The 15,037-nt window shown below is 66.1% G+C and carries 10 protein-coding genes and 1 riboswitch; of the genes, 2 read left to right on the forward strand and 8 right to left on the reverse strand.

The genetic code is table 11. The annotated features are described in order from the left end of the window. Positions 1–46 precede the first annotated feature (46 nt). The 3 genes from AABA48_RS02470 to AABA48_RS02480 all read right to left on the reverse strand — a co-directional run bounded on the left by AABA48_RS02470 (position 47) and on the right by AABA48_RS02480 (position 4,372). The gene (locus tag AABA48_RS02470) at positions 47–1,414 is read right to left on the reverse strand and encodes an L-lactate MFS transporter (RefSeq protein ID WP_286351961.1); all 1,368 of its coding nucleotides are present in this window, start codon (positions 1,412–1,414) and stop codon (positions 47–49) included. 371 nt (positions 1,415–1,785) lie between these two features. Further along, positions 1,786–3,174: a TatD family hydrolase gene (locus AABA48_RS02475; protein WP_286351962.1), complete on the reverse strand. Its 1,389-nt coding sequence runs from the start codon at positions 3,172–3,174 to the stop codon at positions 1,786–1,788. A 106-nt stretch (positions 3,175–3,280) separates the two neighbouring features. Then, positions 3,281–4,372, reverse strand: coding sequence for an ornithine cyclodeaminase family domain (locus AABA48_RS02480; protein ID WP_286351963.1), 1,092 nt, complete (start codon positions 4,370–4,372; stop codon positions 3,281–3,283). A 177-nt stretch (positions 4,373–4,549) separates the two neighbouring features. Here AABA48_RS02480 and arcC point away from each other — a divergent pair, with 177 nt between their 5' ends. Both arcC and AABA48_RS02490 read left to right on the forward strand, forming a co-directional pair. After that, positions 4,550–5,494 (forward strand): carbamate kinase, encoded by a 945-nt coding sequence (gene arcC, locus AABA48_RS02485; RefSeq protein WP_286351964.1) that lies wholly within the window; start codon positions 4,550–4,552, stop codon positions 5,492–5,494. Then, positions 5,491–6,855 (forward strand): cyclic 2,3-diphosphoglycerate synthase, encoded by a 1,365-nt coding sequence (locus tag AABA48_RS02490; RefSeq protein ID WP_286351965.1) that lies wholly within the window; start codon positions 5,491–5,493, stop codon positions 6,853–6,855. The genes arcC and AABA48_RS02490 overlap by 4 nt, the downstream gene beginning before the upstream one ends. On the opposite strand, the gene AABA48_RS02495 is transcribed toward AABA48_RS02490, so the two are convergent. From AABA48_RS02495 to kdpB, 5 genes are all read right to left on the reverse strand, one after another. After that, positions 6,815–8,632: a KUP/HAK/KT family potassium transporter gene (locus AABA48_RS02495; RefSeq protein WP_286351966.1), complete on the reverse strand. Its 1,818-nt coding sequence runs from the start codon at positions 8,630–8,632 to the stop codon at positions 6,815–6,817. The genes AABA48_RS02490 and AABA48_RS02495 overlap by 41 nt on opposite strands. Before the next feature lie 82 nt (positions 8,633–8,714). Next, positions 8,715–8,854, reverse strand: a riboswitch (cyclic di-AMP (ydaO/yuaA leader). A gap of 69 nt (positions 8,855–8,923) precedes the next feature. Beyond that, positions 8,924–9,619 (reverse strand): response regulator, encoded by a 696-nt coding sequence (locus AABA48_RS02500; protein WP_286351967.1) that lies wholly within the window; start codon positions 9,617–9,619, stop codon positions 8,924–8,926. A gap of 11 nt (positions 9,620–9,630) precedes the next feature. Continuing rightward, complete coding sequence (locus AABA48_RS02505) at positions 9,631–12,297, reverse strand: sensor histidine kinase KdpD (protein ID WP_338270961.1); 2,667 nt, start codon at positions 12,295–12,297, stop codon at positions 9,631–9,633. Beyond that, complete coding sequence (gene kdpC, locus AABA48_RS02510) at positions 12,294–12,863, reverse strand: potassium-transporting ATPase subunit KdpC (RefSeq protein ID WP_286351969.1); 570 nt, start codon at positions 12,861–12,863, stop codon at positions 12,294–12,296. Before kdpC ends, AABA48_RS02505 begins: the two co-directional genes overlap by 4 nt. A 74-nt stretch (positions 12,864–12,937) precedes the next feature. Further along, complete coding sequence (kdpB, locus tag AABA48_RS02515; RefSeq protein WP_286351970.1) at positions 12,938–15,007, reverse strand: potassium-transporting ATPase subunit KdpB; 2,070 nt, start codon at positions 15,005–15,007, stop codon at positions 12,938–12,940. Positions 15,008–15,037 lie beyond the last annotated feature (30 nt).

Below are 15,037 nucleotides of genomic sequence, written 5' to 3' on the forward strand. Positions count from 1 at the left end.
GGAACGGGGCCTCTGTCTGCTGCGTGCGTGATCGCCCGGGTGGCGGTTAGCGGGTGCCGCGCGGGGTGGAGGGGGTGAAGCCGAGGAAGTCGGCCCAACCGCGCATGAAGCTCTCCATGAAGTCGTTGCGGGGAACCGGCTGCGCCGCGGCGGTTGCCGGGGTGGCGGCCTTTGCCGGCTTCAGTGCCAGGGAGACGAGGGCGCCCACCGAGAGCAGCGCGCCGGCCAGGATGAAGGAGGCGTTGAAGCTGCCGGTCTGGGTGTTCAGCATCTCGGAAGCGCGTCCCATCACGAAGCCGCCCACGCCCCAGGCGGTGAACAGGATGCCGTAGTTGAGGCCGTAGTTCTTGAGTCCCCAGTAATCCTTGCTGAAGGAGGGGAACAGGGCCAGGTTGGCGCCGTAGTTGAAGCCCATGAAGGTTGCCAGCAGCACCACGAGGACGGCGTTGGGGTGCCCGGCTCCCACGACCGGGATGGCCGCGAACATGAGGACTGCCTGGAACACGAACATGATGAGCAGCGTCGCCATGCGGCCGATCTTGTCGGAGAGGACGCCCGCCACGACCCGGCCGCCCGCGTTGCCGAGGGCCATGATGGCCACTGCCAGGAACGCCATGCTTCCCATGCTCTTCTTGGCGATGCCCGCCACGCTGCCGATGACCATGAGGCCGGCGCCGGCGCCGATGAAGTAGGTGACCCAGAGGATGTAGAACTTGCCGGAGCGGAGCATCTCGGATGCGGTGGCATTGACCGTCGGCTTGGCCGGGGCCGCCTTGGCCGCGCCGTCGGCCTTGGGGGCGTCGGCAGGCACGTAGCCGGCCGGCGGGTTGACCAGGAAGAAGGAGAGGCCGCAGACGATGACCGCGAAGGCGGCGGCATAGATCAACATGGCCTGCTGGATGCCCACGGTGCCCAGGAGATAGCTGGAGAGCGGAGCGATGTAGACCGGGGCGAGGCCGAAGCCGGCCACCACGATCCCGGCGATGAGGCCGGTCTTGGACGAGGGGAACCACTTGAGGGCCGGGGGCGTGGCGGCGGAGTAGCCGAAGCCGAAGCCCGCGCCGGCCAGGACGCCGAAGCCCATGACCCAGGCCATGTAGGCATTGCTCTGGGAGAGGAGGGTGAAGCCGATGCCCACCAGCAGGCCGCCGATGAGGGCGGTGCGGGCCGGACCGATCTTGTCCTGGCACTTGCCGGCGAGGATCATGGCAAAGGCGAAGGTCAGGCAGCAGACCGCGTAGGGGTCATTGATGGAAGCCAGGTTCCAGTCGAAGGCCCCGGGGCCCCCCTTCTCGATGGACGTCTTGATGGCGCCCTTGAAGATACTCCATGCGTAGAGAACGCCGAGTGCCAGGTTGATCCCGGTGCCGGCGAGGGCTACTTGCCACCCCTTGCTTTTGACTTGTTCCGACATCGCGCTACCTCCTTATGAACGAGTTCAGACTCTGTGGACGAACGAAGTGCGTTTGTTTGAGGTAGAGCAACTTGCATACCATTGTTATAAAATTATGTTTATTTTAAAAAACATCGAAAAAACAATGTGTTGCTGTGGATGAAAAATGCGCGGCGAATCGCGGAGGGTTCGAGAAATTTTGCATAACTGCAAATCAGGTTATACCTTTTGGAGTCGCAGGACGGCGGCCTGCGGGGTGTGGTGGGGAGATATTGTTTTAAAATCAGTGGGTTGCAATGGTGCGCCGCATCGGCGCGATGATGTTTGCAGAAATGCGAGGGGCAATGGTCGCGTGCGAGGATGCGAAAGGGGGTATGCGTCCGAGGCGGGGCTTAGCCCACCTCGGCATATTCGCGTTCCCGAAACTCGACGCCGAGGGACTCGGCCAGGGCGCGCACGGCGGCCACGTCGATGCCCGGCACGGTAACGGCCGTGGCCACCACCGTGGGGATGTACTGCCGGGCCTCCTCCAGGAACCGGCAGATGCCGGTGAAGCCGTTGGTGCCGAAGGGGGTGTTGCAGAGGCGGGCGTACGTGTCGGCGTCGGCGGCGTTGAGGCTCACGGAGATGCAGTCCACCAGGCCCTGCAGTTCGGGCAGGACGTTGCGGCCGTGGACCAGGTTCGCCTGGCCGTCGGTGTTGATGCGGATGCGGAAGCCGCGTTTCTTCAGTTCCCGCGCCACCTCCACGATCAGGTCGAGGCGGAGCATGGGCTCGCCGAAGCCGCAGAAGACGATTTCATCCACCGGCCCCGGCTCACCGACGGCAGCCAGCACCTCGGCGCTGTCCGGCTCGTGGTCCAGCCGGAGGTGGTGTCCTTTCACCGTGTAGTCGTCGAACTTGGCGCAGAAGGAGCAGCGGTTGGAGCAGCGGTTGGTGATGTTCAGGTAGAGGGAGTTCCTGATCCGGTAGGCGATCCGGGCCGCCTGGTCGCTCTCCCCGATGCCGAAGAGCCGCCGGGCGTTGAGGGAGGTGATCCGTCCCACGTCCTCCAGGGAGAGCCCCTTGAGTTCCGCCACCTTTTCGGCGGCGAGCCGCACGTAGGCCGGCTCGTTCCGCTTCCCGCGGTGGGGGACCGGGGTGAGGTAGGGGCAGTCGGTCTCAACCAGCAGGTGCTCGATCTTGACGCCGCGCACCACTTCGCGCAGGGCTTCGTTGGAAGGGTAGGTGACGGTGCCGGGGATGGAGATCAGGAAGCCCATGTCAATGCACTCCCGGGCCATGGCCAGGTCGCCGGAGAAGCAGTGGAGCACGCCACCCACGTCCCGGGCCTTTTCCTCGCGCAGGATCGCCATGACCCGCTCGTGGGCGTCCCGGTCGTGCACCACGATGGGCAATGCCAGTTCCCGGGCCAGCCGGATGAAGCGGCGGAAGACCTGTTCCTGCTCGTTGCGGGGCGAGCGGTCCCGGAAGAAGTCGAGGCCGATCTCGCCGATGGCCGCCACCTTGGGGTTTCCCTGGGCCAGGGTCCTGATCTCGTCGTAGCAGCGGTCGGTCACCCGCCCCGCGTCGTGGGGGTGGATGCCCACGGCGCACCAGATCCTCTCGTAGCGACCGGCCAGTGCCACTGCTGCCCGGCTGGACTCCAGGTCAGCCCCCACCGTGATGATGTGGGAAAGACCCGCCTCCCAGGCGCGGGAGAGCATGGCGTCGAAATCGGCCGCAAAGTCGTGGCCGTCGATGTGGGCGTGGGTGTCGATGAGAAAACCTGACTGGTTCATTGGTGGTCCTTCCCGGTCCGTGAATGCCGATGGCGGCCGGAAGAGCCGCCACTGCCGACAAGGCTACCACGAACGGCCGTGCCGTGACAAGCCCGCGAGGGGAGGGTCATCCCTTGAGATTGTTCCAGAGATTGACCATGAAATCCTGCACGTTGGTGAGGATGGCCCGGGCCTGGCCGGACCCCCGGTTGGCCAGCTTGTCGGCCCCGAATTCGGACATGTCCACGATATAGAAATATACCGGCCGCACGGTGCCGTCATCCAGCACCCTGTAGCTGGGGGTCATGTTGCCCACGGCAATGGCGTGCAGCTGGGTGGCCAGGGCGATGACCGTGGTGGCCCGGCGGGCGTGGGCGCGCATGGCGTCCTGGGCCTGGCGGGAATCGGTGATCACGTCGGGGAGCGGGCCGTCGTCCCGGATGGAGCCCGCCAGGACCACCGGCACCCGGCGCTCCAGGCAGGCGCGGATGATCCCGTCGCGAATCCCCAGCTCGGCGATGGCCCGCTCCAGGGAGCCGTGCCGCAGGACTTCGTTGATGACGTCAAGGTGGTGGTAGTGCCCGCCGGCCACCAGGGCCTGGGTGTAGATGTCCTGGCCGAGGCCGGTGTGGAACAGGGCCGCCTCCAGATCGTGGGTGGCCAGGGCGTTGCCGGCCAGGAGCGCGTGGCAGTAGCCCCCGCCGATCAGGCCGGCCATGGCGGCGCGGCTGTCCCGGTCGAACGCCACGGCGGGCCCGAGGACCCAGACGATGTGGCCGTGGTCCCGGTCGTGGCGCAGGATGTCGTACAGCTCGTCATAGGAGCGGGAAAAGGGGCTCTCCCGGGTGCCGCGGCTGCGGAAGGTGAACTTGTCTCCCCCCGCCCCGGCCGGGGCGTCGAACCCCGTGGTGTGCACGTAGATCCCCTCTTCGCCGTTCTCGGTCCGCCCCACCACCACCCGGTCGCCCCGCCGGACCAGGCGGGGTTCCACCACTCTGAGCATGTCGCCGTCCAGCACCAGCACCGCGTCCATCCTGCTTCCCGAGGCCAGGAGCCAGCGACCGCCCCCCAGGTGGACGTATTCGGGATAGTTTGAGGTGGCGTGAAACCCGGCGGGGAGCACGCCGTTGCCGGGGGCCTCGGCCACGCGGACCGGCGGCGCGGCGGCCAGGTCGGGCCGGGTGAAATCAGGGGGAACATAGGTGGGAAAAGGTGTCATGGGCCATACCTCCCGGGTAAATTTCGGTAGCGTCAGGCAAAGTAAATCCCCTGACGGCGCGGTTGTCAATGGCCGGGCCTGCATCCGGCCGATCTCTGTGGTACCATACCAGAGTCATTCATGAAGCCCGCGCCCCGGCACCGGCCGCGGCAGACAGATCACCAGAGGGGAGAACCCATGACCGACAGCCCGACCCGGCCCATCCTGCTGGTTGCCCTCGGCGGCAACGCCCTGATCCGCCCTGGCGAACGGGGGACCTGCGCGGAGCAGTTCGCCAACCTGCGGCGTCCCATGGGGCAGATCGCCCGGCTGACCGACCGGTACCGGCTCATCATCACCCACGGCAACGGGCCCCAGGTGGGCAACCTCCTCATGCAGCAGGAGTCGTGCGCCGAGGTGCCGGCCATGCCCCTTGAGATCCTGGTGGCCCAGACCCAGGGGCAGATCGGCTACATGATCGAATCGACGCTGGAAAGCGAGCTCATGGACCTGGGCGGCGAGAAGCGGTGCCTGGTGAGCCTGATCAGCTACGTGCAGGTGGCGGAGGACGATCCCGCGTTCCGCGCTCCCACCAAGCCCATCGGACCCCACTATACGGCGGAGGAGGCCGCGCGCTTCGCCTGGCCCATGGTGAACACCCCCCGGGGATTCCGCCGGGTGGTGGCCTCGCCCGAGCCCCTGACCGTGGTGGAGAAGGACGAGATCCAACGGCTGGTGGAGATGGATTTCATCGTGATCTGCTGCGGGGGCGGCGGCATCCCCGTGACCCGTGAGGGCCGCGCCTTTCACGGGGTGGATGCGGTGATCGACAAGGACCTGGCCAGCGCCTGCCTCGGCCGGGAAGTGGGGGTGGATACCCTGGTCATCGCCACGGACGTGGCCGGGGTGGCCACCGGCTTCGGCACGGCAGGGGAGACGTTCCTGCGGCAGCTGGATGCGGCGCGGGCGGAGCAGTTGCTGGCGGCGGGCGAGTTTCCCCCCGGCTCCATGGGGCCGAAGGTGGAAGCGGCCGTCCGCTTTGTCCGGGGGGGCGGCACGCGGGCCGTCATCTGCCATCTGGACGAGATCGGGGCCGCGGTGGCGGGAACGGCGGGAACTGAGATAACCGGAGGGACGACATGAAGCGGAAACGGATCATCATCATGGGGGCGGCCGGGCGGGACTTCCACAACTTCAACTGCTGCTTCCGGGACAACCCGGCCTGCCGGGTGGTGGCCTTCACCGCAACCCAGATCCCCTACATCAGCGACCGGCGCTACCCGGCGGAACTGGCTGGAAAGCTCTACCCCCGCGGCATCCCCATTTTCCCCGAAGAACAGCTGGAGGAGCTCATCCGCCGCCTCAGGGCGGAGCAGGTGGTGTTCGCCTACAGCGACGTGGCCCACGAGCGCCTGATGCACACGGCATCCCGCGTGCTGGCCTGCGGGGCCGATTTCACCCTGCTGGGGCCCGACGCCACCATGCTCGCGAGCCGGCTCCCGGTGGTCTCGGTCTGCGCGGTGCGCACCGGCTGCGGCAAGAGCCAGGTGGTCCGTTATTTCTGCGATATCCTGCGGGAGCGGGGCATCCGCCCCGTGGTGGTCCGCCATCCCATGCCCTACGGCGACCTGGCCGCCCAGGCCGTGGAGCGGATGGAGAGCCTGGCCGACCTGGACCGCTTCCGGTGCACCATCGAGGAGCGGGAGGAATACGAGCACCTCCTGGACCACGGGGCCATCGTCTACGCCGGGGTGGACTACCGGCGGATCCTGCGGCGGGCGGAAAAGGAGGCGGCGGTCATCATCTGGGACGGCGGGAACAACGATCTCCCCTTCTTCCGCCCCGACCTGGAGATCGTGGTGGCTGACCCCCTGCGTCCCGGCCACGAGACTTCCTGGTATCCGGGGGAGGTGAACCTGCGCCGGGCGGCAGTGGTGGTGGTGAACAAGGTGAATGCCGCCGAACCGGCGGCCGTGGCGGCAGTGGAGGGGGCGGCCCGGAGCGTGAACCCGTCGGCCGCGCTGGTGCGCACGGAATCGGTCATCACCGTGGCGGACGGGGAGCGGATCAGGGGAAAGCGGGTGCTGGTGATCGAGGACGGCCCCACCATCACCCACGGTTCCATGCCATCGGGCGCCGGGCTTGCCGCGGCCCGCCAGTACGGCGCCGCGGAGGTGGTCGACCCGCGCCCCTGGGCGGCGGGCTCGCTGCGGGATGTCTATGCCGCCTGGCCCCACATCGGGCCGGTCCTCCCGGCCATGGGCTACAGCCCCGCCCAGGTGGCCGACCTGGCCCTGACCATCGACTCGGTGCCGTGCGACCTGGTGGTGGCCGCCACCCCCATCGACATTGCCCGCCTCACCGGCACCGGCCGGCCGGTGCTGCGCGCCTTCTACAACGTGGTCGAAGGGGAGGGGGCTCCGCTCCGGCGGGCCTTTGAAACCTTCCTGAACACCCAGCAGGCTACATTTCGACCCGCGTCACGACCCCCTGAAGCTTGCTGACCGGCAGCTTGTTGAACTGGACGAAGTTGGCACTCTGGCGCTTGATGGTGGCAAAGATCCGCCAGACGGGGTTGCTGGTGTCGATGTCCTCGATGCCGTAGAAGATGACCTTTTCCTCGACCCCGTTTTTCTTGAGCAGTTTCTCGATGTCCAGCCGCTCCATGTAGCCGGCGTTGACCTCGAAGGCATCGAGCCCGGTTCCGATTCTTCGCGTCAGCTTCGTCCTCACGTCAAAGGGCTCGTCGGTCCGTGTCAGGGAGACGAACACGTTCCGCTCGTAAATGATGTTGCTCCGGATGATGCAGTGGATCACGTAGGGGGGCACCACCGGGGTCTCCCGCACGAAAAAGAGCCCGGTGCCGGGGATGTTGTGCCCCTTGGCGTAGATCTGCTCGTAGGAGAGGAGGAAGGTGTCCAGGTCCAGGGGCTTGAGGGAGCGGTAGAGGGCCCGCTGGCCCCGGGTCCAGATCACCATGATCGCCAGGGGGATGGAGGCGAGCACCAGGGACCAGTAGCCGCCGTGGGGCAGCTTGTGCAGGTTGGCGGTGAGATAGGCGAGGTCGATGACGGTCACGGCCAGGGCGATGGGAACCTTCCACTTTTTGGTGGTGCGGGAGAAGATCATGGTCATCATGATGCCGGTGATGAACATGGTGCCGGTGACCGCCAGACCGTAGGCCGCGGCCAGGTTTTCCGACCGCTGGAACAGGAACATGATGAAGATGACAGCCACCAGGAGCGACCAGTTGACCGAGCCGATGTAGATCTGGGACTTCAGGTGGGTGGAGGTGTAATCCACCTTCATGAGCGGCAGGATGCGGGTGGTGATCCCCTGGTAGACGATGGAGAACACCCCGCTGATCAGGGCCTGGGAGGCGATGATCGTGGCCGAGATGGTGAGGAGCAGGAACGGGATGTAGAGCAGCGGCACCTGGCTCTTCACCATGGAGAAGAGGATGTTCTTGGCCTCGGGATTGCGCAGGATGAAGGCCCCCTGGCCCAGGTAGTTGATGACCAGGGCGCAGAAGACGAAGTACCAGGCCCGGATGATCGGCTTTCTCCCCAGGTGCCCCATGTCGGCGTAGAGGGCCTCGCCGCCGGTGGCGCAGAGGATGACCTCGGAGAGGACGAAAAAGCCGGCCAGGCCGTTGTGCTTGAGGAAGAGGACGGCGTGGTGGGGGCTGATCGCCTGGACCACCGTGGGGGTGCCGATGATCGAGACCAGCCCCGACACCGTCAGGGCCGAGAACCAGACGACCATGATGGGGCCGAAGGCGCTGGCCACCTTGTCCGTTCCCTTGAACTGGAAGATGAAGAGAAACACCGCGATGACCGCGGCCACCAGGATCAGCCCCCCCTGGGCCAGGTCCTCCAGGCCGGGGATCAGCCGCATCCCCTCCACGGCGGAGAGGATACTGATGGCCGGGGTGATGACCCCGTCTCCCAGGAGCAGCGAGACGCCGAGGAAGGCGAGAAAGCCCGCGAAGGCCATCTGGCGCCCCGACTTGAGCAGCCGGATCAGGATCTCCTTGAGGACGATGGTCCCCCCTTCGCCCTTGCGGCCCAGGCTCATGGCCAGCCAGGCATACTCGACCGTGACGAGGATGATGAGGGTCCAGACGATGAGGGAGAGGATGCCGAGCACGTGCTCCGCGTCGGGCTTGGTCAGGGTCATGATGACCGTGAGGGTGTAGATGGGGCTGGTGCCGATGTCGCCGAACACCAGACCCATGGATTTGATGATGCCGCCCCAGTAGGATTGGGCTTCGGTCTTCATGTACGCGCCTCCCGGATGATATGCATGAAGGGGCGGGAAACGGAAAAGCCGCCGGCAGACGCCGGCGGCCCTGAAACCGCTGTCGTGCCCTTCCAGATGCCTACGAGGTTAGCTGACGGGCTCGAGGCTGAAAGTCCTCTATCCGGCGCCATTGCCGGAATACGCCCCCAAAGTGGGTCCCCCGCACCCGTTCTCGCGAACGGATCTCGGCTGCATGAATGTCCCCCATAGTATGCCCCGTTCCCCCGGCAGGTCAAGCATCAGATTATCCCCTGATGGTTGAGCCCCTGGTCACTCGGCCTTCAAACGATAGCCGACTCCCGGTTCGGTCAGGATGTAGCGGGGGCGGGAGGGGTCCGGCTCGATCTTGTGGCGGAGATTGCTGATGTTCACCCGCAGCACGTGGGGCTGATCCACGTAAGCAACTCCCCATATCTGCCTGAGGATCAGGCTGTGGGTCAGAACCTTGCCCGCATGGACCACCAGGAGGCGCAACAGCTCATATTCGGTGGGGGTGAGCTGCACCTCCGCCCCGTCCACGGTTACGCGCCGGCGGGGGAGATCCACCTCCAGCCCGCCGATGCGGTAGACCGGCTCGGGGGCCTCCTGGATCGAGCGCCGCAGCACCACCCGTATCCTCGCCAGCAGTTCCGCGATGCCGAAGGGCTTGGTCAGGTAGTCGTCCGCCCCGGCGTCCAGGGCTCGTACCTTGTCGTCCTCCCGCTCCCGGACCGACAGCACTATGATCGGCACCGGCGACCACTCGCGAATCCTTCCGATGACCTCGACGCCGTCCATGTCCGGCAGGCCGAGATCGAGCAGGATAACCTCCGGCTTCAGCACTGTCGCAGCAGCCAGTCCGGTATGGCCGTTTTCCGCCTCGTGGAGGGAAAACTCCCCGACATCGAGGGCGGTGCGCAGGAAGCGCCGGATCGCCAGTTCGTCGTCGATGATGAGTATCCGTGGCAGTGTGGTTTCTTTCGGCATCCCTTGTGCCCCTATCTGATCGGCAGTGTGACGATGACCCGCAACCCGCCCCCTGCCCGGTTTTCGGCACGTATGGTGCCGCCGTGGGACTCGACGATTCCCTTGCAGATGGAGAGACCCAGGCCGGTTCCCCGGACTCCCTCAGGGACAGGAATCCGGTAGAACTTGTCGAAGACCCTTTTCAGATCCTGGACGGGAATGCCGGGGCCGCGGTCGGCCACCTCGATGTCAAGTCTGCCGCTATCCACAAGAGCCGATATCTCTATGCCTCTCTCGGGAGAAGAATACTTCAGCGCATTGTCGAGCAGATTCACCAGCACCTGTGTCATCAGGACCATGTCCATCCTGACCAGCGGCAGGTCCGGAGGGAGAAGGACGGTGATCCTGCGCTCGCCGATCCGCCGCTCGAGAGCCGCCAGGGCGCACCCGACCAGGTCCTGAACATCGCACAACTCTTTCTTCAGCTTGATTGCCCCGGCCTCCAGGCGGGTCATGTCGAGGAGGTTGCCGACAAAGCGGTTCAGCCGCTCTGCTTCTTCCCATGCGGTGTCGAGAAGTTCCAGCCGGGATTCGTCAGCCAGGGTATGGACTTTTTCCCGGAGGGTGTCAAGGGTTCCGGTTATGGAGACGAGGGGGGTGCGCAGGTCGTGGGAGATGGAATTGAGCAGGGCCCGCTCGAGGTTCTCCCGGGCCTGGAGGATCTGGGCCTGCTCGGCCTGCCGGGAGAGCTGGACCCGCTCCAGGGCCATGGCGGTCTGGGTGGCGAAGGCGTCGAGAAGTCGACGGACCTGAGTGGAGCGATAGTCGGCATCCTTTTTCAGTCTGACCCCCAGCACCCCGAGGCAGGAGCCCGCGGTCTGGAGAGGCAGGTAGAGAAACCCGGCCGAGACGAGGGTCTCGGTGCCCTTTCCTGCCGGCTGACGGTTGCGGAAGGCCCAGTCGGCCACTGCCATCTCCTTCAGGTCGTGCTTGAGCCCCCTGCCGGCGGCAACGACCTCGAGCCGTTCACCTTCAGGGAGGAGCACCGCGACCCCGGCGCCCAAAGATTCGCCGATGTTTCTAAGCACGGCCTCCACAAGAGAGTCGATGGTGGCGGCGGCGGCCAGATCGCGGCTCAGGTAGTAGAGGGAGGCGGTCTGCACTTCCCGTTCACGCACGGCCTCGGCCCGTTCGCGCACCGTGGAGACGAGGGTGCTGATGACCACTCCGACCGTGAAGAGCGCGACAAAGGTGATCAGGTACTGGGTGTCTGCCACGGCAAAGGTCAGGTGCGGCGGGACAAAGAAGAAGTCAAAGGCCAGGACCCCCAGAAATGCCGTGAGGATCGCCGGTTTGAGGCCGAGTCGCAGCGCCGCCAGAACCACCGCCAGCAGGTAGATCATCACCATGTTGGTCGGCGCCAGGAAGGGGCGGACAAGGAGGCAGCCCAGGGTAGCCGCGACGACCAATGCCAGGCTCGCCAGGTAGCCGGAGAGGGAGATCGGCGTTCTCCGTCTGGGGCCTGCCGGCCCCTTTCTGGTCTCGGTCGGCCCGTAGCTGACCACGTGGACATCGATGGCTCCGCTCAGGCGGATGATCCGGTCCACCAGGGGAAGGCTCAGGAACTCGCGCCAACGGGGCTTGGCCGGCTTGCCGACCACGATCCTGGTCACATTGTGCCTGCGGGCGTAGTCGATGACCGCCTCCGCCACCGACGTGGCAGTCACGGTGGCGACCTGGGCGCCGAGGCTTTCCGCCAGGCGGAGATCCTTCCAGACCCGTTCCCGGTTTTCCTGCTCTTGCCTGCCGCCACCGGGGGTCTCCACGTAAACCGTGAGCCAGGGGGCCTTCAGTTCATCCGCCAGCCGGCGGGTGGTGCGGATCAGCCGCTCGCTGAACGGGCTGCCGCTGATGCTTACCAGAAGCCGCTCGGCAGCCGGCCAGGGCCCCGGAATGGACCGCGCCTCCATATACGCCCGCATTTCTTCGTCCACCCGTGCCGCGGCGCGGCGGAGCGACAGTTCCCGCAGGGCGATCAGGTTGCCGGGGCGGAAGAACTTCTCCGTGGCAAACGCCACCTGATCCGGCACGTAGACTTTTCCATCGCGCAGCCGCTGCAGGAGATCCTCCGGCGGGATGTCCACCAGCCGGATCTCCGCGGCCAGGTCCAGGAGCCGGTCCGGCACGGTTTCGCGCACGACGATGCCGGTGATCTGCGCCACCACGTCGTTGAGGCTCTCGAAGTGCTGGACGTTGACCGTGGTGTAGACGTCGATGCCGGCCGCCAGGAGCTCCTCCACATCCTGCCAGCGCTTCTCGTGCCGGGATCCGGGGGCGTTGGTGTGGGCCAGCTCGTCCACCAGGGCGATCTGGGGCCTGCGGGCCAACACCCCGTCGATATCCATCTCCGGGAGGAATACCCCCTGGTACTCGATCCGGGCCTTGGGGAGGACCTCCAGCCCCTCCAGGAGCGCATCGGTTTCGGGCCGGCCGTGGGATTCCACGTAGGCCGCCGCCACGTCCCGCCCCTCCCGCTTCCGCTCCCGGGCCGCCTGCAGCATGGCGTAGGTCTTTCCTACGCCGGCGGCGTAGCCGAGGAAGATCTTCAGCTTCCCACGCTCCGCGTCGGCCTCTTCGGCCTGGGCCAGCTTCAGCATCGCCTCGGGAGAGGGGCGCCTTTCGTCGTCCATATCACTCATGGCATCAGTGTATCCAATGTCAGGTTCAGGGCAAGCACGTTGACCCGCGGTTCTCCCAGGAAGCCGAGCTGACGGTCTTCCGTATGGGCGGCGACGAGCCTGCTCAAGGCCTCTGCGCTCATCCCGCGGGCCCTGGCGACGCGGGGGATCTGCACCTTTGCCGCTTCGGGCGAGATGTGGGGGTCGAGACCGCTGGCCGAGGCCTGGACCAGGTCGGCCGGGATGTGGCCGGTAATGCCGGTGTCGCGGAGGGCCTTGACCCGATTCTCGACCGTTTTCAGGTACGCGGGATTGGTGGGGCCGGCGTTGGAACCGCCGGAGCCCATGGGGTTGTAGCCGAAGTCCGAAGCGGCCGAAGGACGGGGCCGGAAGTACTTCGGGTCGGAGAAGGGCTGGCCGACGAGTGACGAGCCGACCTCACGACCACGCGTATCGGTGATGGGGCTCCCCTTGGCCTGCTTCGGAAACACGGCCTGGGCGATGCCGGTGACGACCGCCGGGTAGATGCCGCCGCAGAGGATGGTGAAGATGATGAGCATCAGGATGGCGGGTTTCAGATCTTTCATGGGTTTCTCCCGTAGGGGCAAACCTTGTGTTTGCCCTTTCTCGGGCGATCGCAAGGATCGCCCCTACGAAAACGTTACACAAACAGCCCCACAGCCATATCGATCGCCTTTATGCCGATGAACGGCGCGATCACCCCGCCGACCCCGTAAATGAGGAGGTTGTGGATCAGCAGCTTTTCCGCAGGCATGGGTCGGAATTTGGTCCCCCTCAGCGCCAGCGGCACCAGGAGCGGGATGATGACCGCGTTGAAGATGACCGCCGAGAGGATGGCGGAGAGGGGGGTCTTCAGGCCCATGACGTTCAAGGCCTCCAGCTGCGGATAGACGGAGAGCATCATGGCCGGGATGATGGCGAAATACTTGGCGATGTCGTTGGAGATGCTGAAGGTGGTGAGGTTGCCCCGGGTCATGAGGATCTGCTTTCCCACCTCCACGATGTCGAGGAGCTTGGTGGGGTTCGAGTCCAGATCGATAATGTTGGCTGCCTCCCGGGCCGGCTGGGTGCCGGTGTTCATGGCCACTGCCACGTCCGCCTGGGCCAGGGCCGGGGCGTCGTTGGTTCCGTCCCCGGTCATGGCCACCATGTAGCCGGCATCCTGGTTCTCTTTGATCAGGCGCAGCTTCTCCTCCGGCTTTGCCTGGGCCAGGAAGTCGTCAACCTGGGCCTCGGCGGCGATGGCCGCGGCGGTAAGGGGGTTGTCACCGGTGATCATGACGGTCTTGATACCCATGCTCCGCAGTTGGGCGAACCGCTCCTGGATCCCCCCCTTGACGATGTCCTTCAGGTTGACGACCCCAAGGATCTCGGTGTCGAGGGAGACCACGAGGGGGGTGGCCCCGGCGCGGGCGACCCTGTCGACCACATCGGCCAGGTCGCCGGGGATGGATTTGCCGCCGAGCCCCTTGACGAAGGCGATGGTCGAGTCCGATGCCCCCTTGCGGTATTTTTTTCCGCCCGCGTCCATCCCGGACAGGCGGGTTTCGGCGCTGAACGGGATATTCTCGGCCCCGGCGGGAAGCGCTTCAGCCCGCAGGCCGTACTTCTGTTTCGCCAGCACCACGATGCTGCGCCCCTCCGGCGTTTCATCGGTCAGCGACGCCATCAGGGCCGCTTCGGCAACCTCCTGTTCGGTATGCCCGCCCACCGGCACGAAGGCCACGGCCTCGCGGTTTCCCAGGGTGATGGTCCCGGTCTTGTCGAGAAGGAGCACGTTCACGTCCCCGGCCGCCTCGATGGCCCGCCCGGAGAGGGCGATGACGTTTTTCTGGAAGAGCCGGTCCATGCCGGCGATGCCGATGGCGGGCAGCAGCGCGGCGATGGTGGTCGGCGCCAGGCAGACGAAGAGCGCCGTCAGCACCGTGAGCGATACCGGCGTCCCCTGGCCGGCGGCTGTCACGCTGCAAATGGAGAGGGGGCTCAGGTTGGCGCAGACCAGCAGGAAGACCAGGGTGAGCGCGATCAGGAGCACCTCCAGGGCGATCTCGTTGGGGGTTTTGCGCCGCTTGGCCCCCTCGATCATGGAGATCATCCGGTCGAGGAAGGTCTCCCCCGGATTGGCGGTGATCCTGACGATGATGGAATTGGCGATCACCGTGGTGCCGCCGGTGACGGCGCTCCGGTCTCCCCCCGACTCCCGCACCACCGGGGCCGATTCGCCGGTTACCGCCGCCTCGTTCACCAGGGCCGCGCCGGCCACCACGTCGCCATCGCCGGCGATCAGCTCACCCGCCTCCACCAGGATGCAGTCATCCTTGCGGAGCTGGTTGGCGCCCACCAGGGTGCAGGCGCTGCCGAATTCAGGTTTGTCGAGCCGCTTGGCCGTCACGTCGGTGCGGGTCTTCCGTAACGATGCGGCCCGGGCTTTGCCGCGCCCCTCCGCCAGGGCCTCGGCAAAGGTGGAGAAGATGACCGTGAGCCAGAGCCACAGTGACACGAGGCCGGTGAACCAGGCCGGATCCCTGCCGGCACCGGCGAGCGACATGGCGAACGTCACCAGGGTAATGACGCTGGCGATCTCCACACAGAACATGACCGGATTGCGCCAGAGGGTGCGCGGGTCGAGCTTCCTGAGGGATTCCACCAGGGCGGGCCGCACAATTCGCGGATCGAAGATGGATATCGGTTGCGGGGCGTGTTTGGTCATTATCGTCTCCTGCAGGGGCGATCCTTGTGA

The organism is Geobacter sp. 60473 (genome assembly GCF_036323535.1).
GTDB lineage: Bacteria > Desulfobacterota > Desulfuromonadia > Geobacterales > Geobacteraceae > Geobacter > Geobacter sulfurreducens.